At 68.7% G+C, this 25,335-nt stretch carries 1 protein-coding gene; it reads right to left on the bottom strand.

The genetic code is table 11. From position 1 onward, the window contains the following. Positions 1 to 309: 309 nt before the first annotated feature. Positions 310 to 25,335, bottom strand: coding sequence for a leucine-rich repeat domain-containing protein (locus tag ACOOHF_RS09670; protein ID WP_420461492.1), 25,026 nt, complete (start codon positions 25,333 to 25,335; stop codon positions 310 to 312).

Raw genomic sequence — 25,335 nt, 5'->3', positions numbered from 1 at the left:
GCGCCACTACCCCGGCGGAAGTCGGCCGGGGCGCTTGTCGCTCTCTTCCCAGCCAGCCGGCGGCCTTCCCCTAATCTCAGGAGGGTCGGCTTCCGCGACGCCCGTTTCGAGGCCTGCTCGGCGTTCACTCACGTTCCGGCCTGCATGGTCGCCAAGCCGCTCAACGCGGCCCTCTTGCCAGAGTGCTTCAATCCATGTCGTTACCTCCTTGGACCGCTCTGGCCGCTACCAGCTGGAGCGACAGTTGCTGGGTGGGGTTCGCACCCACAAGGAAAGCGCGCCTTTCCACGGCGCACTGAGAAATCCGGGCTATCGCCGGCCGGCCTCAGCAGGATCGCGGGACGGTCGGGAGACAATTGCGGAGTAGCCCCGCGGATCCCGCAGTTCGTACTCCGGTCCGGTGATCTGCAGCACCTCGACCCGATAGTCGGCGGGGTCGCTCCCCGGGGGCGCGAAGACTTCGAGGATGGGACCGGCCAGCGGGCGGCCGGCGATGATGACATGATGGCGCGTCGACTGGGGCACTTCCCATTGAAGGAGCTCGAGGCCGGGCGCCCGCAGCGAGTCGATGGCCGGACCTTCCACGGCGAGGAAGACGCCGGTGGCGCGTGATGCCGTCGGCATCCGCAGGGTGACCCGCAGGCTGCCCCGGACCGCTTCCGCCCGTGCCGGCGCCTCGCCGGAGGGTTGCGTGAGATCGTTGCCGATGCCGCAGGCGGAGGCGGCAAGCACGGCGCCCACGGCCGCCGGAACGCCCCACGCCCTCCTGCGCCGGGCGCGACGTTCGGGGGGCCTCCCCCCGCGCCGCCGGCCGTCGCCGGCGCGGCGCGACCTGGACGCTCTTCTCCTGCGGCTCCCCTTCTTCCCCCCCCGCCGGTTCGCGGGAAGCGCGCCGGAGTCCGGCGAGGGGTCGCGCCCGCCACAGTCGGCACTACCGCGCCGGCAGCGTTCGGTCCACGAGAGGACATCGCCGAGGTCGTAGCTGCCGTTCCGGTTGCCGAGGTAGTCGAGTGCGGCGCGCTGGACCGCGCTCAAATCCGCCTCGCCGAGGAGCACCCCGGCCACCGCCTCCACGCCCAGCCCCGCAACCGCGGCCAGCGCCTCGGCCTCCCCTTCGAAGGCCCGGTCACTCGCCGCGCCGTGGGTCAGCGAGTCCGTGTCGGTCACCGTGTCCGCATCGTCGTCGCCCGCGGCCACCGTCACCTCGACGCTGTCGCCGACCACCCCGCCGTAGCCGCCGCCCGACGGCGTGTGCGTCAGCGTCACCGCGCCGGCGGCCCCCGCCCCCGCTCGCACCGTCACCGTCTGCGGCTTATTCCATTCGGCCGGCAGGAATTTCAGCCTCGTGGGCTCTACCGACACGTCCCCGCTCGCACCGCCCACCGTCACCGTCACGATACCCTTGGGCAGGCCATACCAGGGCTGGCTCTTCAGCTTCACCGTGTACGTCGCGGTGTCGCCCGCGGTCACCGTCAGCGTCGTGGGCGTCACTATCACTCCGCGCGTGCGGTCCAGCACCGTCAGCGCCACGTCGTCCACCCGCACCCCGCCGTAGCCGCCTCCGTTCGCCGCGTGCTTCACCGTCACGCTCTCGTTCCACGGGTAGTGGTCCACCACCGCCCTCACCGTCACCGTCTGCGCCGTCGACCAGTTCTCCGTCGTGAACCTCAGCAACTTGGGCAACACCGTCACGTACTGCCCGCCATAGACTGAGCGCGCCACCACCACCGTGCCCGTCGGCCGGCTGTCCAGAACCACCGTGTAGGAAATCTCGTCGCCGCCCTCGACCACCTCCAGGGTCGTGGGCGTCACCGTCACACCCCGCTCGTTATCCGCCACCGTCACCGCGACGCTGGCGACGGCCACCCCGTCAAAGCCGCCGCCCGACGGCGTGTGCGTCAGCGTCACCGTGTCGTTGACCGCGTCCGCATCCTCCGCCGCGCTCACCGTCACCGTCTGCGCCGTCGACCAGTCGGTCGTCGTGAACTCCAGCGTCGCGTCGTCCACCGACACATCCGTGCCCGTCGTCCCGCCCACCGTCACCGTCACCGTGCCGCCCGTCGGCTGCGCGTCCAGCACCACCGTGTACGTCGCCGTACCCCCCTCGTCCACGGTCAGCCTCGTGCGCGTCACCGTCACCGACACGTTGGCCGGCGCACTGGTCGTCCCGGTTCCGCTCTGCGACCATGCCCCGTCGCCCTCGGCGTTGGTCGCGCGCACCTGCACCTCATACGCCGTGTGCTCGGCAAGACCGGAGATGCTCGCGCTCGTGCCGGTCACGTCCTCGGGGCCGTCCGTAAAGGGCCCGGTGGAGCCCTCGCGGTAGCGCACGTCGTAGGAGGCGACCGGCGGGCGGCCCGTGTTCGGCGGAGCCGCCCAGTTCACATCCAGGCTCGTCGTGCTCCCCGGCGTCTCCGTCACCCCCGGCGCCGCCGGAGCCAGCGGCGCCTCGTTCCGGTCCGTGACGTTCAGCGTCACCGCGATCGTGTCCGAACCGCCGCGGCCGTCCACCACCGTGACCGTCACCGCGTAGCTCGCCTTCGCCTCATAATCGTACCTCTCCCCGGCACGGGTCCGAAGCTGCCCGCTCGCCGCCACGATCCCGAAGCTCGCCGCGTCCGCGCCTGCCAGGCTGTAGGCCAGCGTGTCGCCGGCATCCGTGTCCGTCGCCGCCACCGGAGCGCCGATGTCCGCCGCCGCCGCCGCCGTGTCGCCCAGCGTCTCGCCGAAGGCCCGCGACGTGCTCGACCCGTCCCTGAACGTCGGCGCCGCGTTGTCGTCGTCCTCGATCGTGACCCTTACGCCGTCCTCGTCACCCTCCACCCGCGAGACATAGGTGGCCCCGGAAGGATCCACGGGCGCCGTAATATCAAAGAAAAACGTCTCGTCGCCTTCGACTTCCGTGTCTTCAACCGTGCGCAACTCGAAGATCCGCTCGTACACGTACGTGCCATCGCTCTGGCTCACGAACTCCGTACTCAAGGCCTCCTGAATGCGCGGCAAAACCGGCGCGTAATCATCAACGGAAGTCGCCGTGCCACCCTGCGTGGAGGCACGAAAGCGTATGACGCCCGAAGGGGGCCGAGAAGCCGTGATCCGCAACGTCACCTCCACCGTGTCACCCTCGGGGACCATTGCTTCCACCGGACTGAAGCTCGCCGTCAACTCAAGCTCGTCGTTGTCCGCCACCGTCACCGCCACGCTGTCCACCGCCACCCCGTCGTAGCCGCCGCCCCCAGCCGTGTGCGTCAGCGTCACCGTGTCGTCCGCCGCGTCCGCGTCCTCCGCCGCCGTCACCGTCACCGTCTGCGCCGTCGACCAGTTGACCGTCGTGAACTCCAGCGTCGAATCGGCCACCGACACGTCCGTGCCCGCCGCGCCGCCGATCGTCACCGTCACCGTGTCCGCCGGCTGCGCGTCCAGCACCACCGTGTACGTCGCCGTGCCCCCCTCAGCCACCTCCAGCGTCGTGGGCGTCACCGTCACCCCGGCGTTGTCGTCGTCCTCGATCGTGACCCTTACGCCGTCCTCGTCACCCTCCACCCGCGAGACATAGGTGGCCCCGGAAGGATCCACGGGCGCCGTAATATCAAAGAAAAACGTCTCGTCGCCTTCAACTTCCGTGTCTTCAACCGTGCGCAACTCGAAGATCCGCTCGTACACGTACGTGCCATCGCTCTGGCTCACGAACTCCGTACTCAAGGCCTCCTGAATGCGCGGCAAAACCGGCGCGTAATCATCAACGGAAGTCGCCGTGCCACCCTGCGTGGAGGCACGAAAGCGTATGACGCCCGAAGGGGGCCGAGAAGCCGTGATCCGCAACGTCACCTCCACCGTGTCACCCTCGGGGACCATTGCTTCCACCGGACTGAAGCTCGCCGTCAACTCAAGCTCGTCGTTGTCCGCCACCGTCACCGCCACGCTGTCCACCGCCACCCCGTCGTAGCCGCCGCCCCCAGCCGTGTGCGTCAGCGTCACCGTGTCGTCCGCCGCGTCCGCGTCCTCCGCCGCCGTCACCGTCACCGTCTGCGCCGTCGACCAGTTGACCGTCGTGAACTCCAGCGTCGAATCGGCCACCGACACGTCCGTGCCCGCCGCGCCGCCGATCGTCACCGTCACCGTGTCCGCCGGCTGCGTGTCCAGCACCACCGTGTACGTCGCCGTGCCCCCCTCAGCCACCTCCAGCGTCGTGGGCGTCACCGTCACCCCGGCGGTGTCGTCGTCCTCGATCGTGGCCGTGACCGCGCAGGCCGAGCCGCAGCGGCGGCCCGCGGCCGTGACGAAGTTCCACCAGTACCTGATGGGCAACCCGGGGGCGCCTTCGAGGCGGATCTCGAACGTCTCGCCGCTGTCGGCGACACTGTCGTCATTGATCGTGATCTCGACCGACTTCTCCGCCACGTACACCGTGCCCTCCGCCGTGAAGTCGGACGGGCTGAAGCGCAGGATCTCCGAACGGACCTGGTAGTCCTCGGGCGTCGTCGCCGAGCCCGTCGCAAACGTCCCCATACTGACACTGATGGTGCCCGTCGGCCGAGGCGCCCCGTCGCCCGTGCGCGCGACCACCGTCACCGTGAGCGGGCTCCCACCCTCCTCGGAGACGGTGTAGGAAGCCTCCTTGATCCCGATCGTCGCCGCGATGAGGATGTCCACCGCCGCGGAATCCGCCGCACCCACGTCATAGTCGGTGCCGGCCGCCACCGTGGCCGTCAGCGTCCCCTTCTCGGGGACCGTCCCCGACGCCAATTGCCTGAACTGGCTGGCCGGGACCTGCAGCGCCGCCGTCACCGAATCCACTAGAAACACCACGGTCCGCGACAGATGCGCCGCCGCCAGGTAGTCCTGCGACTGCGTGAGGGTCACCGTCACCGCCAGCGGGCGGGCGACCGCCCCGGTCCGGGTCAGCGTGAAGTCCGCCGAGCCTCCCGCGTAGAGCGCACTCGGCGCATCCGCCGCGATCGTCACCACCGCATCGTTGTCCGTCACCGTCACCGCCACGTCGGCGATCGTGATCCCATCATAGTCGCTGTCCGTGCTCGCCGCGCCGTGCGTCAGCGTGACCGTGTCGTCCGTCGTGTCCGCATCGCCCCCCGCCGTCACCGTCACCGCCTGCGCCGTACTCCAGGTCGTGCTCGTGAACGTCAGCGTGGCCGGGTTCGGGGTCACGTCCGTGCTCGCATGCCCGGCCACCGTCACCACGACATCCGCCGTCGGCTGGGTATCGAGCACCACCGTGTAAGTGTCCCCGGTCGTGTCCTCCTCATCCACCGTCAGGGTCGTGGGCGTCACCGTCAGCCCCGGCATGGTCAGCGGCAGGCCGGCGGCCTTCGAGAAACCGTAGCCCGAATGATTGGCCGGCAGCGCCGGCACGGTCCCGATGTCCACCGTCGTGGCCGCGCTCGCACCGACCGCCCGGGTCACCGTCAGGGCCGAGCTTTCGAGCGCGCCCGCGGGAATCGTGCTCGTGCCGGCCCCGCCCACGATGCTCCCGTTCGTCACGCTCACCGGCAGCACCAGGCCGAACGGGGCGCCCGTCGAGGCGACCGCCTTGAACCGGGCCCCCGCCGTCCGCTCCAGGGTCACGGGCAGCAGCAGCGGATCCGCCGCGTTGCCCTCCAACTGGAGCGTGGCCAATGAGGCCAGCCCGTCAAAGATCCCGGCGGGCAGCGCCGTGAGCCGGTTCCCATCCAGCCGGAGTTCGGTCAGCGACGCCAGCCCGGCAAACACCCCGGCGGGCAGCGTGGCCAGCGCGTTGCCGCCCATGCTCAGCTCCGTCAGCGCGGCCAGCCTGGCAAACACCCCGGCGGGCAGCGTGGTCAGGCCGTTGCCGGTCAGATCCAGAATCGTCAGCGCGGTCAGATCGTCGAACACCCCGGCGGGCAGCGTGGCCAACGTCGCGTTGTTCGGCAGGCCCAGCGTCGTCAGGCTCGTCAGCCCGTCGAACACCCCGGCGGGCAGCGTGGCCAGCGCGTTGTCGCCCAAATACAGATCCGTCAGCGCGGTCAGCCCGGTGAATGCCCCGGCGGGCAGCGTGGGCAACTCGTTGAAGGACAGAAACAGGTTCGTCAGCGCGGGCAGCCCGGTGAACACCCCGGCGGGCAGCGTGGTCAGCGCGTTGCTGTTCAGGAACAGTTGCTCCAGCGCGGGCAGGCCGTCGAACACCCCGGCGGGCAGCGTGGTCAGCGCGTTGCCGTTCAGCGCCAGCAGCGTCAAACTCGTCAGCCCGGCGAAATCCCCCACCTTGAGAGCGGTGATGTCCTTGCTGGTCAGCCCCAGCACGCCGGTGATGGCGGCGAGATGGACGTTGGTGACGGCGGCGCAGTCGGTGATGCCGGAGATTCTGCCCAGGATCGCGTCGCGTACCTGCGGGGTCCGGTTGCAGATCCCCAGGCCGTCACCCGCCAGCGCCCGGGCCGCGTCCGACGGCTCGCTCGCCCCCCCCGCGTTCACCGCCCGCACCTGGAAATCGTAGGTGGTGCCGTTCGTCAGGCTCCCGACCGTCACCCCGGCCTCGCCCGCCTCCCCCGGCGCACTGTCGGCAAGCTCCGTCCAGGTCTCCGGGTACTGCTCCTCCGAGGCGGTCTTGTGCCGGTACTCGTGGTGCGTGATGACCGCCGCCGTCGCCGGCGCATCCCAGGCCAGCGCGACCTGTTCATCGCCCCCCGTCGCCGTCAGGCCCGTCGGCTTGGCCGGCGCCGTCACCTCGGTCACCGTCACCGCCACGTCGGCGATCGCGATCCCGTCATAGTCGCTGTCGGTGCTCGCCGCGCTGTGCGTCAGCGTCACCGTGTCGTCCAGCACGTCCGCATCCACCACCGCGCGCACCGTCACCGTCTGGGCCGTCGCCCAGTCGGTCGTCGTGAACTCCAGCGTCGAATCGGCCACCGTCACGTCCGTGCCACTCGTGCCGCCGATCGTCACCGTCACCGTGTCCGTCGGCTGCGTGTCCAGCACCACCGTGTACGTCGCCGTGCCCCCCTCAGCCACCGACAGGGTCGTGGGCGTCACCGTCAGCCCCGGCATGGTCAGCGGCAGGCCGGCGGCCTTCGAGAAACCGTAGCCCGAATGGCCACTCGGCAGCGCCGGCACGGTCCCGATGTCCACCGTCGTGGCCGCGCTCGCACCGACCGACCGGGTCACCGTCAGGGCCGAGCTTTCGAGCGCGCCCGCGGGAATCGTGCTCGTGCCGGCCCCGCCCACGATGCTCCCGTTCGTCACGCTCACCGGCAGCACCAGGCCGAACGGGGCGCCCGTCGAGGCGACCGCCTTGAACCGGGCCCCCGCCGTCCGCTCCAGGGTCACGGGCAGCAGCAGCGGATCCGCCGCGTTGCCCTCCAACTGGAGCGTGGCCAATGACGCCAGCCCGTCAAAGATCCCGGCGGGCAGCGCCGTGAGCCGGTTCCCATCCAGCCGGAGTTCGGTCAGCGACGCCAGCCCGGCAAACACCCCGGCGGGCAGCGTGGCCAGCGCGTTGCCGCCCATGCTCAGCTCCGTCAGCGCGGCCAGCCTGGCAAACACCCCGGCGGGCAGCGTGGTCAGGCCGTTGCCGGTCAGATCCAGAATCGTCAGCGCGGTCAGATCGTCGAACACCCCGGCGGGCAGCGTGGCCAACGTCGCGTTGTTCGGCAGGCCCAGCGTCGTCAGGCTCGTCAGCCCGTCGAACACCCCGGCGGGCAGCGTGGCCAGCGCGTTGTCGCCCAAATACAGATCCGTCAGCGCGGTCAGCCCGGTGAATGCCCCGGCGGGCAGCGTGGGCAACTCGTTGAAGGACAGAAACAGGTTCGTCAGCGCGGGCAGCCCGGTGAACACCCCGGCGGGCAGCGTGGTCAGCGCGTTGCTGTTCAGGAACAGTTGCTCCAGCGCGGGCAGGCCGTCGAACACCCCGGCGGGCAGCGTGGTCAGCGCGTTGCCGTTCAGCGCCAGCAGCGTCAAACTCGTCAGCCCGGCGAAATCCCCCACCTTGAGAGCGGTGATGTCCTTGCTGGTCAGCCCCAGCACGCCGGTGATGGCGGCGAGATGGACGTTGGTGACGGCGGCGCAGTCGGTGATGCCGGAGATTCTGCCCAGGATCGCGTCGCGTACCTGCGGGGTCCGGTTGCAGATCCCCAGGCCGTCACCCGCCAGCGCCCGGGCCGCGTCCGACGGCTCGCTCGCCCCCCCCGCGTTCACCGCCCGCACCTGGAAATCGTAGGTGGTGCCGTTCGTCAGGCTCCCGACCGTCACCCCGGCCTCGCCCGCCTCCCCCGGCGCACTGTCGGCAAGCTCCGTCCAGGTCTCCGGGTACTGCTCCTCCGAGGCGGTCTTGTGCCGGTACTCGTGGTGCGTGATGACCGCCGCCGTCGCCGGCGCATCCCAGGCCAGCGCGACCTGTTCATCGCCCCCCGTCGCCGTCAGGCCCGTCGGCTTGGCCGGCGCCGTCACCTCGGTCACCGTCACCGCCACGTCGGCGATCGCGATCCCGTCATAGTCGCTGTCGGTGCTCGCCGCGCTGTGCGTCAGCGTCACCGTGTCGTCCAGCACGTCCGCATCCACCACCGCGCGCACCGTCACCGTCTGGGCCGTCGCCCAGTCGGTCGTCGTGAACTCCAGCGTCGAATCGGCCACCGTCACGTCCGTGCCACTCGTGCCGCCGATCGTCACCGTCACCGTGTCCGTCGGCTGCGTGTCCAGCACCACCGTGTACGTCGCCGTGCCCCCCTCAGCCACCGACAGGGTCGTGGGCGTCACCGTCAGCCCCGGCATGGTCAGCGGCAGGCCGGCGGCCTTCGAGAAACCGTAGCCCGAATGATTGGCCGGCAGCGCCGGCACGGTCCCGATGTCCACCGTCGTGGCCGCGCTCGCACCGACCGCCCGGGTCACCGTCAGGGCCGAGCTTTCGAGCGCGCCCGCGGGAATCGTGCTCGTGCCGGCCCCGCCCACGATGCTCCCGTTCGTCACGCTCACCGGCAGCACCAGGCCGAACGGGGCGCCCGTCGAGGCGACCGCCTTGAACCGGGCCCCCGCCGTCCGCTCCAGGGTCACGGGCAGCAGCAGCGGATCCGCCGCGTTGCCCTCCAACTGGAGCGTGGCCAATGACGCCAGCCCGTCAAAGATCCCGGCGGGCAGCGCCGTGAGCCGGTTCCCATCCAGCCGGAGTTCGGTCAGCGACGCCAGCCCGGCAAACACCCCGGCGGGCAGCGTGGCCAGCGCGTTGCCGCCCATGCTCAGCTCCGTCAGCGCGGCCAGCCTGGCAAACACCCCGGCGGGCAGCGTGGTCAGGCCGTTGCCGGTCAGATCCAGAATCGTCAGCGCGGTCAGATCGTCGAACACCCCGGCGGGCAGCGTGGCCAACGTCGCGTTGTTCGGCAGGCCCAGCGTCGTCAGGCTCGTCAGCCCGTCGAACACCCCGGCGGGCAGCGTGGCCAGCGCGTTGTCGCCCAAATACAGATCCGTCAGCGCGGTCAGCCCGGTGAATGCCCCGGCGGGCAGCGTGGGCAACTCGTTGAAGGACAGAAACAGGTTCGTCAGCGCGGGCAGCCCGGTGAACACCCCGGCGGGCAGCGTGGTCAGCGCGTTGCTGTTCAGGAACAGTTGCTCCAGCGCGGGCAGGCCGTCGAACACCCCGGCGGGCAGCGTGGTCAGCGCGTTGCCGTTCAGCGCCAGCAGCGTCAAACTCGTCAGCCCGGCGAAATCCCCCACCTTGAGAGCGGTGATGTCCTTGCTGGTCAGCCCCAGCACGCCGGTGATGGCGGCGAGATGGACGTTGGTGACGGCGGCGCAGTCGGTGATGCCGGAGATTCTGCCCAGGATCGCGTCGCGTACCTGCGGGGTCCGGTTGCAGATCCCCAGGCCGTCACCCGCCAGCGCCCGGGCCGCGTCCGACGGCTCGCTCGCCCCCCCCGCGTTCACCGCCCGCACCTGGAAATCGTAGGTGGTGCCGTTCGTCAGGCTCCCGACCGTCACCCCGGCCTCGCCCGCCTCCCCCGGCGCACTGTCGGCAAGCTCCGTCCAGGTCTCCGGGTACTGCTCCTCCGAGGCGGTCTTGTGCCGGTACTCGTGGTGCGTGATGACCGCCGCCGTCGCCGGCGCATCCCAGGCCAGCGCGACCTGTTCATCGCCCCCCGTCGCCGTCAGGCCCGTCGGCTTGGCCGGCGCCGTCACCTCGGTCACCGTCACCGCCACGTCGGCGATCGCGATCCCGTCATAGTCGCTGTCGGTGCTCGCCGCGCTGTGCGTCAGCGTCACCGTGTCGTCCAGCACGTCCGCATCCACCACCGCGCGCACCGTCACCGTCTGGGCCGTCGCCCAGTCGGTCGTCGTGAACTCCAGCGTCGAATCGGCCACCGTCACGTCCGTGCCACTCGTGCCGCCGATCGTCACCGTCACCGTGTCCGTCGGCTGCGTGTCCAGCACCACCGTGTACGTCGCCGTGCCCCCCTCAGCCACCGACAGGGTCGTGGGCGTCACCGTCAGCCCCGGCATGGTCAGCGGCAGGCCGGCGGCCTTCGAGAAACCGTAGCCCGAATGATTGGCCGGCAGCGCCGGCACGGTCCCGATGTCCACCGTCGTGGCCGCGCTCGCACCGACCGCCCGGGTCACCGTCAGGGCCGAGCTTTCGAGCGCGCCCGCGGGAATCGTGCTCGTGCCGGCCCCGCCCACGATGCTCCCGTTCGTCACGCTCACCGGCAGCACCAGGCCGAACGGGGCGCCCGTCGAGGCGACCGCCTTGAACCGGGCCCCCGCCGTCCGCTCCAGGGTCACGGGCAGCAGCAGCGGATCCGCCGCGTTGCCCTCCAACTGGAGCGTGGCCAATGACGCCAGCCCGTCAAAGATCCCGGCGGGCAGCGCCGTGAGCCGGTTCCCATCCAGCCGGAGTTCGGTCAGCGACGCCAGCCCGGCAAACACCCCGGCGGGCAGCGTGGCCAGCGCGTTGCCGCCCATGCTCAGCTCCGTCAGCGCGGCCAGCCCGGCAAACACCCCGGCGGGCAGCGTGGTCAGGCCGTTGCCGGTCAGATCCAGAATCGTCAGCGCGGTCAGATCGTCGAACACCCCGGCGGGCAGCGTGGCCAACGTCGCGTTGTTCGGCAGGCCCAGCGTCGTCAGGCTCGTCAGCCCGTCGAACACCCCGGCGGGCAGCGTGGCCAGCGCGTTGTCGCCCAAATACAGATCCGTCAGCGCGGTCAGCCCGGTGAATGCCCCGGCGGGCAGCGTGGGCAACTCGTTGAAGGACAGAAACAGGTTCGTCAGCGCGGGCAGCCCGGTGAACACCCCGGCGGGCAGCGTGGTCAGCGCGTTGCTGTTCAGGAACAGTTGCTCCAGCGCGGGCAGGCCGTCGAACACCCCGGCGGGCAGCGTGGTCAGCGCGTTGCCGTTCAGCGCCAGCAGCGTCACACTCGTCAGCCCGGCGAAATCCCCCACCTTGAGAGCGGTGATGTCCTTGCTGGTCAGCCCCAGCACGCCGGTGATGGCGGCGAGATGGACGTTGGTGACGGCGGCGCAGTCGGTGATACCGGAGATTCTGCCCAGGATCGCGTCGCGTACCTGCGGGGTCCGGTTGCAGATCCCCAGGCCATCACCCGCCAGCGCCCGGGCCGCGTCCGACGGCTCGCTCGCCCCCCCCGCGTTCACCGCCCGCACCTGGAAATCGTAGGTGGTGCCGTTCGTCAGGCTCCCGACCGTCACCCCGGCCTCGCCCGCCTCCCCCGGCGCACTGTCGGCGAGCTCCGTCCAGGTCTCCGGGTACTGCTCCTCCGAGGCGGTCTTGTGCCGGTACTCGTGGTGCGTGATGGCCGCCGCCGGCGCCGGCGCATCCCAGGCCAGCGCGACCTGTCCATCGCCCCCCGTCGCCGTCAGGCCCGTCGGCTTGGCCGGCGCCGGCACCTCGGTCACCGTCACCGCCACGTCGGCGATCGTGATCCCGTCATAGTCGCTGTCGGTGCTCGTCGCGCTGTGCGTCAGCGTGACCGTGTCGTCCAGCACGTCCGCATCCGCCACCGCGCTCACCGTCACCGTCTGCGCGGTGGACCAGTCGGTCGTCGTGAACGCCAGCGTCGCATCGGCCACCGATACGTCCGTGCCCGTTGTGCCGCCGATGGTCACCGTCACCGTATCCGCCGGCGGCGTGTCCAACACCACCGTGTACGTCGCCGTGCCCCCCTCATCCACCGTCAGCGTCGTGGTTGAGGCCGTCACTCCGGCCGTGTCGGTGTCGGTGATTGTGGCCGTGACCGCGCAGGTCAGGCCGCAGCGTTGGCCCGCGGCATTGACGAAGTTGTACCAGTACTTGATGGGCAACCCGGGGGCGCCTTGGAGGCGGAGCTCGAACGTCTCGCCGCTGTCGACAACACTGTCGTCATGGATCGTGATCTCGAGCGACTTCTCCGCCACGTACACCGTGCCGTCCGCCGTGAAGTCGGACGACCGGAAGTTCAGGAACGCCGAACGGACCTGGTAGTCCTCGGGCGACGTCGCCGAGCCCGTCGCAAATGTCCCCAGCCCGACACTAATGGTGCCGGTCGGCTGAGGCGCCCCGTCGCCCGTGCGCACGACCACCGTCACCGTCAGCGGGCTCCCCCCCTCCTCGGAGACCGTGTAGGATGACTCTTCGATCCTGATCGTCGCCGCGATGAGAATGTCCACCGCCGCGGCATTCGTCGTCCCCACGGCATAGCCGGTCCCGGCCGCCACCGTGGCCGTCAGGGTGCCCTTCTCGGGGACCGTCCCCGACGCCAATTGCCTGAACTGGCTGGCCGGGACCTGCAGCGCCGCGGTCGTCGAATCCGGTAGAAACACCACGGTCCGCGACAGATGCGCCGCCGTCAGGTAAGCCTGGGACTGCGTGAGGGTCACCGTCACTGCCAGCGGGTCGGCGACCGCCCCGATCCGCGTCAGCGTGAAGTCCACGGCGTCTTCCGCGTAGAGCGCACTCGTCGCATCCGCTGCGATCGTCACCACTGCATCGTTGTCCGTCACCGTCACCGTCACGTCAGCGATTGCCATGCCGTCATAGTCGCTGTCCGTGCTCGCCGCGCCGTGCGTCAGCGTGACCGTGTCGTCCGTCGTGTCCGCATCGCCCCCCGCCGTCACCGTCACCGGCTGCGCCGTACTCCAGGTCGTGCTCGTGAACGTCAGCGTGGCCGGGTTCGGGGTCACGTCCGTGCTCGCATGCCCGGCCACCGTCACCACGACATCCGCCGTCGGCTGGGTATCGAGCACCACCGTGTAAGTGTCCCCGGTCGTATCCTCCTCATCCACCGTCAGGGTCGTGGGCGTCACCGTCAGCCCCGGCATGGTCAGCGGCAGGCCGGCGGCCTTCGAGAAACCGTAGCCCGAATGATTGGCCGGCAGCGCCGGCACGGTCCCGATGTCCACCGTCGTGGCCGCGCTCGCCGCGGCCGCCCGGGTCACCGTCAGGGCCGAGCTTTCGAGCGCGCCCGCGGGAATCGTGCTCGTGCCGGCCCCGCCCACGATGCTCCCGTTCGTCACGCTCACCGGCAGCACCAGGCCGAACGGCGCGCCCGTCGAGGCGACCGCCTTGAACCGGGCCCCCGCCGTCCGCTCCAGGGTCACGGGCAGCAGCAGCGGATCCGCCGCGTTGCCCTCCAACTGGAGCGTGGCCAATGACGCCAGCCCGTCAAAGATCCCGGCGGGCAGCGCCGTGAGCCGGTTCCCATCCAGCCGGAGTTCGGTCAGCGACGCCAGCCCGGCAAACACCCCGGCGGGCAGCGTGGCCAGCGCGTTGCCGCCCATGCTCAGTTCCGTCAGCGCGGCTAGCTTGGCAAACACCCCGGCGGGCAGCGTGGTCAGGCCGTTGCCGGTCAGATCCAGAATCGTCAGCACGGTCAGATCGTCGAACACCCCGGCGGGCAGCGTGGCCAACGTCGCGTTGTTCGGCAGGCCCAGCGTCGTCAGGCTCGTCAGCCCGGCGAACACCCCGGCGGGCAGCGTGGCCAGCGCGTTGTCGCCCAAATACAGATCCGTCAGCGCGGCCAGCCCGGTGAAGACCCCGGCGGGCAGCGTGGGCAACTCGTTGAAGGACAGAAACAGATTCGTCAGCGCGGGCAGCCCGGTGAACACCCCGGCGGGCAGCGTGGTCAGCGCGTTGCTGTTCAGGAACAGTTGCTCCAACGCGGGCAGGCCGTCGAACACCCCGGCGGGCAGCGTGGTCAGCGCGTTGCCGTTCAGCGCCAGCAGCGTCACACTCGTCAGCCCGGCGAAATCCCCCACCTTGAGAGCGGTGATGTCCTTGCTGGTCAGCCCCAGCACGCCGGTGATGGCGGCGAGATGGACGTTGGTGACGGCGGCGCAGTCGGTGATACCGGAGATTCTGCCCAGGATCGCGTCGCGTACCTGCGGGGTCCGGTTGCAGATCCCCAGGCCGTCACCCGCCAGCGCCCGGGCCGCGTCCGACGGCTCGCTCGCCCCCCCCGCGTTCACCGCCCGCACCTGTAAATCGTAGGTGGTGCCGTTCGTCAGGCTCCCGACCGTCACCTCGGCCTCGCTCGCCTCCCCCGGCGCACTATCGGCAAGCTCCGTCCAGGTCTCCGGGTACTGCTCCTCCAAGGCGGTCTTGTGCCGGTACTCGTGGTGCGTGATGACCGCCGTCGCCGCCGGCGCATCCCAGGCCAGCGCGACCTGCTCATCGCCCCCCGTCGCCGTCAGGCCCGTCGGCTTGGCCGGCGCCGGCACCTCGGTCACCGTCACCGCCACGTCGGCGATCGTGATCCCGTCATAGTCGCTGTCGGTGCTCGTCGCGCTGTGCGTCAGCGTGACCGTATCGTCCAGCACGTCCGCATCCGCCACCGCGCTCACCGTCACCGTCTGCGCGGTGGACCAGTCGGTCGTCGTGAACGCCAGCGTCGAATCGGCCACCGTCACGTCCGTGCCACTCGTGCCGCCGATGGTCACCGTCACCGTATCCGCCGGCTGCGTGTCCAACACCACCGTGTACGTCGCCGTGCCCCCCTCAGCCACCGTCAGCGTCGTGGGCGTCACCGTCACGGCGTTGGCGTCGGTGTCGGTGATCGTGGCGGTGACCGTGCAGGTCGGGCCGCAGCGTTGGCCCGCGGCATTGACGAAGTTGTACAAGTACTTGGTGAGCAACCCGGGGGCGTCTTGGAGGCGGATCTCGAACGTCTCGCCGCTGTCGACAACACTGTCGTCATGGATCGTGATCTCGACCGACTTCTCCGCCTCGTACACCGTGCCGTCCGCCGTGAAGTCGGACGACCTGAACCTCAGGACCTCCGAACGGACCTGGTAGTCCTCGGGCGACGTCGCCGAGCCCGTCGCAAATGTCCCCAGAGTGACAAAAATGGTTCCGGTCGGCTGAGGCGCCCCGTCGCCCGTGCGCGCGACCACCGTCACCGTGAGCGGGCTCCCCCTCTCCTCGGAGACCGTGTAGGAGGCCTCCTTGATCCCGATCGTCCCCGCGATGGCGATGTCCACCGCCGCGGCATCCGCCGCCCCCACGTCATAGTCGGTCCCGGCCGCCACCGTGGCCGTCAGCGTCCCCTTCTCGGGGACCGTCCCCGACGCCAATTGCCTGAACTGGCTGGCCGGGACCTGCAGCGCCGCCGTCACCGAATCCACTAGAAACACCACGGTCCGCGACCGATGCGCCGCCGCCAGGTAGTCCTGCGACTGCGTGAGGGTCACCGGCACCGCCAGCGGGCGGGCGACCGCCCCGGTCCGCGTCAGCGTGAAGTCCGCCGAGCCTTCCGCGTAGAGCGCACTCGGCGCATCCGCCGCGATCGTCACCACCGCATCGTTGTCCGTCACCGTCACCGCCACGTCGGCAATCGTGATCCCGTCATAGTCGCTGTCGGTGCTCGTCGCGCTGTGCGTCAGCGTCACCGTGTCGTCCAGCGCGTCCGCGTCCGCCGCCGCGCTCACCGTCACCGTCTGGGCCGTCAACCAGTCGGTCGTCGTGAACTCCAGGGTCGCATCGTCCACCGTCACGTCCGTGCCACTCGTGCCGTCGATGGTCACCGTCACCGTCGCACTCGGCGGCGTGTTCAGCACCACTCTGTACGTCGCCGTACCCCCCTCAGCCACGGACAGGATCGTGGGATTGACCATCACCCCGTGATCGTTCTCCTGCACCGTCACCGCGACGCCGGCACCGGCCACCCCGTTGTAGTCGCCGCCCGTCGGCGTGTGCGTCAGCGTCACCGTGTCGTTCAGCGCGTCCGCATCCTCCGCCGCACTCACCGTCACCGTCTGGGCCGTGGACCAGTCGGTCGTCGTGAACTCCAGCGTCGCATCGTCCACCGATACGTCGGTGCCCGTCGTGCCACCGATCGTCACCGTCACCGTCGCACTCGGCTGCGTGTTCAGCACCACCGTGTACGTCGCCGTGCCCCCCTCAGCCACCGTCAGGGTCGTGGGATTGACCCTCACCCCGGGATCGTTCTCGAGCACCGTCACCGCGACGCCGGCACCGCTTACCCCGTCGTAGCCGCCGCCCGTCGGCGTGTGCGTCAGCGTGACCGTGTCGGTGATCGTGTCCGCATCCTCCGCCGCGCTCACCGTCACCGTCTGCGCCGTCAACCAGTCGGTCATCGTGAACGCCAGCGTCGCATCGTCCACCGATACGTCCGTGCCCGTTGTGCCGCCGATGGTCACCGTCACCGGGCCCGTCGGCTGCGTGTCCAGCACCACCGTGTAGGTCGCCGTACCGCCCTCGGCCACCTCCAGCGTCGTGGGGGTCGCGGTGATCCCGGGCATCGTCAGCGGCAGGTCGGCGGCCTTCGAGAAACCGTAGCCCGAATGGCCACTCGGCAGCGCCGGCAGGGACCCGATGTCCACCGTCGTGGCCGCGGTCGCCGTGGCCGACCGGGTCACGGTCAGGGCCGCGCTTTCGAGTGCGCCCGCGGGAATCGTGCTCGTGGCGGCCCCGCCCACGATGCTCCCGTTCGTCACGCTCACCGGCAGCACCAGGCCAAACGGGAGGCCCGTCGGGGCGACCGCCTTGAACTGAGACCCTGTCCCCCGCTCCAGGGTCACCGGCAGCAGCAGCGGATCCACCGTGTTGCCCTCCAGCTGGAGCGTGGCCAATGACGCCAGCCCGGCAAAGATCCCGGCGGGGAGGGCCGTGAGCTGGTTCCCCTCCAGCCGGAGGTCGGTCAGCGACGCCAGCCCGGCAAAGATCCCGGCGGGGAGGGCCGTGAGCTGGTTCCCCTCCAGCCGGAGGTCGGTCAGCGACGCCAGCCCGGCAAAGACCGCGGCGGGTAACGCGGTCAGTTGGTTGCTATGCAACTCGAGTTCGGTCAACGACGACAGCCCGGCAAAGACCCCGGCAGGAAGGGCCGTGAGCCGGTTGTAAGCAACCCAAAGAGTTGTCAATGACGACAAGTTCGAGAACACATCAGACCGTAGCGTCGAGATTGCGTTTCCGCCAATCTTGAGCGTCGTCAGCGACGACAGATCGTCAAAGATCCCGGCGGGCAGTTCGGTGAGTCGGCTATTGGACTGAACAATAAGCTCTTCCAGTGAGGACAAGCCGTCAAGATCACCGACCTTCAAGTTGCTAATCGAACCCACAAAGTCAATGCGGCCGGTAATCGCGGACAAATGGGCCGCGGTCACGTCCGCGCAGTCGCTCACTCCCGCAATCTCGCGGAGAATCACCCTTTGTACGGCCAGGGTCCGATTGCAGATCCCCAAGCCATCGCCCGCCAGGGCGCTGGCCGCGTCTGACGGCTCGCTCGCCCCCCCCGCATTCACCGCCCGTATCTGAAAATCGTAGGTGAGGCCGTTCTCCAGACTCCCCACCGTCACCTCGTCCTCGTTCGCGTCCCCCGGCGCACTGTCGGCAATCTCCGTCCAGGGCTCCGGGTATGTCAGCTCCACAGACGATTTGTACCGGTACTCGTGGTGCGTGATGGCCGCCGCCGGCGCATCCCAGGCCAGCGCGACCTGCTCATCGCCCCCCGTGGCCGTCAGGCCCGTCGGCTTGGCCGGCGCCGGCACCTCGGTCACCGTCACCGCCACGTCGGCGATCGTGATCCCGTCATAGTCGCTGTCGGTGCTCGTCGCGCTGTGCGTCAGCGTCACCGTGTCGTTCAGCGCGTCCGCGTCCGCCGCCGCGCTCACCGTCACCGTCTGGGCCGTCAACCAGTCGGTCGTCGTGAACTCCAGGGTCGCATCGTCCACCGTCACGTCCGTGCCACTCGTGCCGTCGATGGTCACCGTCACCGTCGCACTCGGCGGCGTGTTCAGCACCACTCTGTACGTCGCCGTACCCCCCTCAGCCACGGACAGGATCGTGGGATTGACCATCACCCCGTGATCGTTCTCCTGCACCGTCACCGCGACGCCGGCACCGGCCACCCCGTTGTAGTCGCCGCCCGTCGGCGTGTGCGTCAGCGTCACCGTGTCGTTCAGCGCGTCCGCATCCTCCGCCGCACTCACCGTCACCGTCTGGGCCGTGGACCAGTCGGTCGTCGTGAACTCCAGCGTCGCATCGTCCACCGATACGTCGGTGCCCGTCGTGCCACCGATCGTCACCGTCACCGTCGCACTCGGCTGCGTGTTCAGCACCACCGTGTACGTCGCCGTCCCCCCCTCAGCCACGGACAGGATCGTGGGATTGACCCTCACCCCGGGATCGTTCTCGAGCACCGTCACCGCGACGCCGGCACCGCTTACCCCGTCGTAGCCGCCGCCCGTCGGCGTGTGCGTCAGCGTGACCGTGTCGGTGATCGTGTCCGCATCCTCCGCCGCGCTCACCGTCACCGTCTGCGCCGTCAACCAGTCGGTCATCGTGAACGCCAGCGTCGCATCGTCCACCGATACGTCCGTGCCCGTTGTGCCGCCGATGGTCACCGTCACCGGGCCCGTCGGCTGCGTGTCCAGCACCACCGTGTAGGTCGCCGTACCGCCCTCGGCCACCTCCAGCGTCGTGGGGGTCGCGGTGATCCCGGGCATCGTCAGCGGCAGGTCGGCGGCCTTCGAGAAACCGTAGCCCGAATGGCCACTCGGCAGCGCCGGCAGGGACCCGATGTCCACCGTCGTGGCCGCGGTCGCCGTGGCCGACCGGGTCACGGTCAGGGCCGCGCTTTCGAGTGCGCCCGCGGGAATCGTGCTCGTGCCGGCCCCGCCCACGAGACTCCCGTTCGTCACGCTTACCGGCAGCACCAGGCTGAACGGCGCGCCCGTCGAGGCGACCGCCTTGAACTGGGAGCCTGTCCCCCGCTCCAGGGTCACGGGCAGCAGCAGCGGATCCACCGTGTTGCCCTCCAACTGGAGCGTGGCCAATGACGCCAGCCCGGCAAAGACTCCGGCGGGGAGGGCCGTGAGTTGGTTCCCCTCCAGCCGGAGGTCGGTCAGCGACGCCAGCCCGGCAAAGACCGCGGCGGGTAACGCGGTCAGTTGGTTGCTATGCAACTCGAGGTCGGTCAACGACGACAGCCCGGCAAAGACCCCGGCAGGAAGGGCCGTGAGCCGGTTGTAAGCAACCCAAAGAGTTGTCAATGACGACAAGTTCGAGAACACATCAGACCGTAGCGTCGAGATTGCGTTTCCGCCAATCTTGAGCGTCGTCAGCGACGACAGATCGTCAAAGATCCCGGCGGGCAGTTCGGTGAGTCGGCTATTGGACTGAACAATAAGCTCTTCCAGTGAGGACAAGCCGTCAAGATCACCGACCTTCAAGTTGCTAATCGAACCCACAAAGTCAATGCGGCCGGTAATCGCGGACAAATGGGCCGCGGTCACGTCCGCGCAGTCGCTCACTCCCGCAATCTCGCGGAGAATCACCCTTTGCACGGCCAGGGTCCGATTGCAGATCCCCAAGCCATCGCCCGCCAGGGCGCTGGCCGCGTCTGACGGCTCGCTCGCCCCCCCCGCATTCACCGCCCGTATCTGAAAATCGTAGGTGAGGCCGTTCTCCAGACTCCCCACCGTCACCTCGTCCTCGTTCGCGTCCCCCGGCGCACTGTCGGCAATCTCCGTCCAGGGCTCCGGGTATGTCAGCTCCACAGACGATTTGTACCGGTACTCGTGGTGCGTGATGGCCGCCGCCGGCGCATCCCAGGCCAGCGCGACCTGCTCATCGCCCCCCGTGGCCGTCAGGCCCGTCGGCTTGGCCGGCGCCGGCACCTCGGTCACCGTCACCGCGACGCTAGCGATCGTGATGCTGTCATAGTCGCTGTCGGTGCTCGTCGCGCTGTGCGTCAGCGTCACCGTGTCGTTCAGCGCGTCCGCGTCCGCCGCCGCGCTCACCGTCACCGTCTGGGCCGTCAACCAGTCGGTCGTCGTGAACTCCAGGGTCGCATCGTCCACCGACACGTCCGTGCCCGTTGTGCCGCCGATCGTCACCGTCACCGTCGCACTCGGCGGCGTGTTCAGCACCACTCTGTACGTCGCCGTACCCCCCTCAGCCACGGACAGGATCGTGGGATTGACCATCACCCCGTGATCGTTCTCCTGCACCGTCACCGCGACGCCGGCACCGGCCACCCCGTTGTAGTCGCCGCCCGTCGGCGTGTGCGTCAGCGTGACCGTGTCGGTGACCGTGTCCGCATCCTCCGCCGCGCTCACCGTCACCGTCTGCGCGCTATTCCAATTGCGGGTCGTGAACGCCAGCGTCGCATCGTCCACCGATACGTCCGTGCCCGTCGTGCCGCCGATGGTCACCGTCACCGTCGCACTCGGCTGCGTGTTCAGCACCACCGTGTACGTCGCCGTCCCCCCCTCAGCCACGGACAGGGTCGTGGGATTGACCCTCACCCCGGGATCGTTCTCCTGCACCGTCACCGCGACGCTGGCACCGCTTACCCCGTCGTAGCCGCCGCCCGTCGGCGTGTGCGTCAGCGAGACCATGTCGTTCGCCGTGTCCGCATCCTCCGCCGCGCTCACCGTGACCGTCTGGGCCGTCAACCAGTCGGTCGTCGTGAACGCCAGCGTCGCATCGTCCACCGATACGTCCGTGCCCGTTGTGCCGCCGATGGTCACCGTCACCGTGCCCGTCGGCTGCGTGTCCAGCACCACCGTGTAGGTCGCCGTACCGCCCTCGGCGACCGACAGGGTCGTCGGGGTCGCGGTGACCCCCGGCATCGTCAGCGGCAGGTCGGCGGCCTTCGAGAAACTGTAGCCCGAATGGCCACTCGGCAGCGCCGGCAGGGTCCCGATGTCCACCGTCGTGGCCGCGCTCGCACCGACCGACCGGGTCACCGTCAGGGCCGCACTTTCGAGTGCGCCCGCGGGAATCGTGCTCGTGGCGGCCCCGCCCACGATGCTCCCGTTCGTCACGCTCACCGGCAGCACCAGGCCAAACGGCGCGCCCGTCGATGCGACCGCCTTGAACTGAGCCCCTGTCCCCCGCTCCAGGGTCACCGGCAGCAGCAGCGGATCCACCGTGTTGCCCTCCAGCTTGAGCGTGGCCAATGACGCCAGCCCGGCAAAGACCCCGGCGGGGAGGGCCGTGAGTTGGTTCCCCTCCAGCCGGAGTTCCGTCAGCGACGCCAGCCCGGCAAAGATCCCGGCGGGGAGGGCCGTGAGCTGGTTCCCATCCAGCCGGAGGTCGGTCAGCGACGACAGCCCGGCAAAGATCCCCGCGGCCAGCGCGGTCAGTTGGTTGTCATGCAGCTGGAGGTCGGTCAGCGACGCCAGCCCGGCAAAGACCCCGGCGGGCAGCATCATGGAATCATTGCTATACAGCCGGAGCGTTCTCAGCGACGACAGCCCATCGAAGATCGCGGCGGGCAGCGCCGTGAGACCATTGCCGTACAGCGACAGCGTCATCAACGAGGACAAGCTGGAGAACAGATTCGCCGGCAGCGTAGAGAGCCGGTTTGCATCCACATAGAGGTGCGTCAGCGACGTCAGGTCGTCAAAGATTCCGGCGGGCAAGCGCATGAGCGAGAGGTTGTCCGCAATCGTCAGCTGCGTCAGCGACGTCAGGCCGCTAAAGTCACCCGCCTTCAACTCAGTGAGTATGTTCACAAAGTTCAAGGTGCCTGTCATCGCGGCCAGGTGCGCCGTGGTGACGTCCGCACATTCGCTGACACCCGCTATTTGGTTGAGAATCGCATCTCGCACCGCCGTGGTGCGGCCGCAGATCCCCAGGCCGTCGCCCGCCAGCGCGCGGGCCGCGTCCGACGGATCGCTCGCCCCCGCCGTATTCACCGCCCGCACCTGTAAATCGTAGGTGGTGCCGTTCGTCAGGCTCCCGACCGTTACCCCTGCCTGGTTCGCGTCCCCGGGCGCACTGTCGGCAATCACCGTCCAGGTCTCCGGGTACTGCATAGCCGAGGCGATCTTGTGCCGGTACTCGTGGTGCGTGATGTCCGCCGTCGCCGCCGGCGTATCCCAGGCCAGCGCGATCTGCCCATCGCCTGCCGTGGCCGTCACATTCGTCGGCTTGGCCGGTATTCGCTCATCATCCGTCACCGTCACCTCCACGCCGGCGATCGTGATGCCGTTATAGTTGCTGTCGGTGCTCGTCGCGTTGTGGGTCAGCGTCACGATGTCGTCGTCCCCATCCGCATCCTGCGCCGCGCTCACCGTCACCGTCTGCGCGCTATTCCAATTGCGGGTCGTGAACGCCAGCGTCGCATCGTCCACCGTCACGTCCGTCGTCGCACCGCCCACCGCCACCGTGACGGCGGCGGTGGGCTCCGAGTTCAGCACCACCGTGTACGTCGCCGTGTCGCCCTCAGCCATCGGCAGGGTCGTGGGATTGACGGTGACCCCGGGGACATCGTCGTCCTCGATCGTCATCGTCGACCGGCACGGGGTTCCCACATTCGACGGCCCGCACGCCGTGCCGTCCGGGAGTGCAAACAACAGCCAATCCGGCAAGCGGCCGCCCCGACCCAGCGCCAAGTCCACCTCAAAACTCTCGTCGCCCTCGTTCACCAGATCCTGGCGAATCACCAGATCAATCGCCTGCTCAGTCGTGAAATGGTCCCCTTCCGACACCCAACCCTCCGCCGCCACCGACACCGTCGTGCTCAGGGCGGTATAGTCCGCCGGAGAGGTCGCTTCGTCGTCATGGGTGGTCAATGCCAACCCCAGTCGCCAGGGCGACGAGGGCGCCGGCACCCCGTCCGCTGTCTCTGCCACCACCGAGAAGCTCGCATTTTTCTCGTTCTCCGGGACCGTATAGGCATCCTCCTTGATTCCCACCTTCACCGCCGTATCCACGGAGTTCATCGCCACGCTCGCCGTCGAGTCGGTACCCACCGAGTACGCCGAGGCCGTATCCAGCGTCGCCGTCAGGATCCCGTCGCCGGTCACGGTCTGGGACAGTACCACCTGAAGAATCTCCAGTTGTGCCGAGGACGACCCCGGCTGAAACGTGATCGTCCGTATCAATCCGTTAGACGGTAGAAACGACTGGTCCTGCGTCAGCGTCAGCGTCACCGTCAGCGCTTCTGTCGTGGAACCATCCCGCGTCACGGTGAAACTCGCGTTGTCCAGATCGAATTCGTTCCGCAACAGGTTGTAGATGACGGCATCCACGTCCGCCGCAATGGTCACGATCGGCCTGAGGGTGCCTTGCACGGCGATGCGCACATTACTATCGGTGCTTGTACCCGCAAACCAGTTCTCGGAGTCGGAGTTTCTGCCATGGGGCACGTCGTAGATGCTCCATCCGTTCGCCTGGCCCGAGTCCTCTCCGTCGGAAGCCGTCCTGCCAACGCTGAAATGGCCACTCAGAGACTCCACCACGACGAAATACTTCGTCTCTTTCTCGAGGGTCGCGCCTGCCGGCGCAGTGAACGTATTGAGACTTCCGCTCGTAATCGCACTCAGGTTCGTCAGCGTGTACCTGCTGCTGGACGGATTGCCGGATGCGTCCGCTGCGTAGATGCTTACCCTCGCTCTGTTCGTGCGGATGAACGACGTGAGATATATTTGAACCGACGACAGCGCATACCCGCTCGGGTTGTCGCCCGTGGTGAATTGCTGTGCCAGTGCCTGCTCCCCTACGGGGCCTACAGAAGATATGTTGCTAGAGACATACGTCTGCCCGGTGTTGCTCACGAGCGCGAGCGCGGGTACCCCCGTCGTCATGCCGCGATCATCGTCCAGCACGATCACCTCGACGTCATCGACCGCCAAGGCGGCGTAGTCGAGGTAATTGGAGGTCACCCCGTGCGTGAGTATCGCCCTGTCGTTCAGGAGATCCGTGTCCTCGGCCGAGATCACCGTCACCGTCTGTGGCGTCGACCAGTCGACCCCGGTGAACACGAAGTAGTCGTCTTCCACCCTCACCTCCGTGCCGCTCGTGCCGCCGATCGTCACCCACACCGTCCCCGTCGGCTGCGTGTCCAGCACCAGCGTGTACGTCGCCGACTCCCCTTCATCCACCGTCAGGAACGTGGGGGTCACCGTGATCCCCGGCATCGTCACCGGCAGGTCCGCGGACTTGGCGAACTGATAGCCCGAATGATTCATCGGCAACGTCGGCACGGTCCCGATGTCGATCGTCACGGCCGAAGTCAAACCGATTGACCGGGTCACGGTCGTGGCCGCGCTTTCGAGCGCGCCTGCGGGAATCGTGACCGTGCCGGCCCCGCCCGCGATGCTTCCGTTCGTCACGCTCACCGGCAGCACGATGTCGAACGGCGCCCCCTCGGGCGCCACCGCCTTGAACTGGGATTGACCCACCAGTTCCAGGTTAACGGACAGGAGCAGCGGATCCACGGTGTTCCCCTCCATCTGAAGCGTGCTCAGTTGCGAGAGGTCTTCAAAGAGCCCGGCCGGCAGATCCGAGAGTTGATTGTCCGACAGCAAGAGCACCTCCAGCGACGTCAACGTTGCAAACACGTCCGGGTCAAGCTCGTCGAGCAGGTTATTGTTGAGCCAGAGAAACTTCAGCGGGACCCGGTCAAACACACTGTTCGACAACCCTGTGAGCTGGTTGCCGTTCAGATACAGCGTCTCCAGCGACGTCAGGGGGTCGAACACGCCTGCGGGCAACTCGGTGATGTCGTTATTGGACAGATACAGCGTCTTCAGCGACGACAGTTCCTTGAACGGCCGGCCGATCAACTCGGTGAGGTTGTTATCGGCCAAATACAGTGTCTCGAGCGACGTCAGGGGGTCGAACACGTCTGTGGGCAACTCGGTGAGGTCGTTATCGGGCAACGACAGCAGCGTCAGAGACGTAAGTCCATCGAAATCGCCGCGCTTCAACTCGGTGAGGGCGTCATGGATCGTAAGCGACTGAATCCCGCGCAAATGCATTGCGGTGACGAGCGCACAGTCGTTTACCTCGCTCACCAGGTCGATAATCGCCAGTTGCACCGCGCGGGTCCGGGAGCAGATCCCCAAGTGAACGCCCGGCACGCCGGATACGACGCTGGACGCACCGCTCGCGCCGTCCATATTCAGAGCTCGCAC

Source organism: Candidatus Palauibacter sp. (assembly GCF_965216145.1).
Classification (GTDB): domain Bacteria; phylum Gemmatimonadota; class Gemmatimonadetes; order Palauibacterales; family Palauibacteraceae; genus Palauibacter.
Note: the sequence above shows the minus strand (reverse complement) of the source record. Positions and strands in the feature narration are given on the sequence as shown.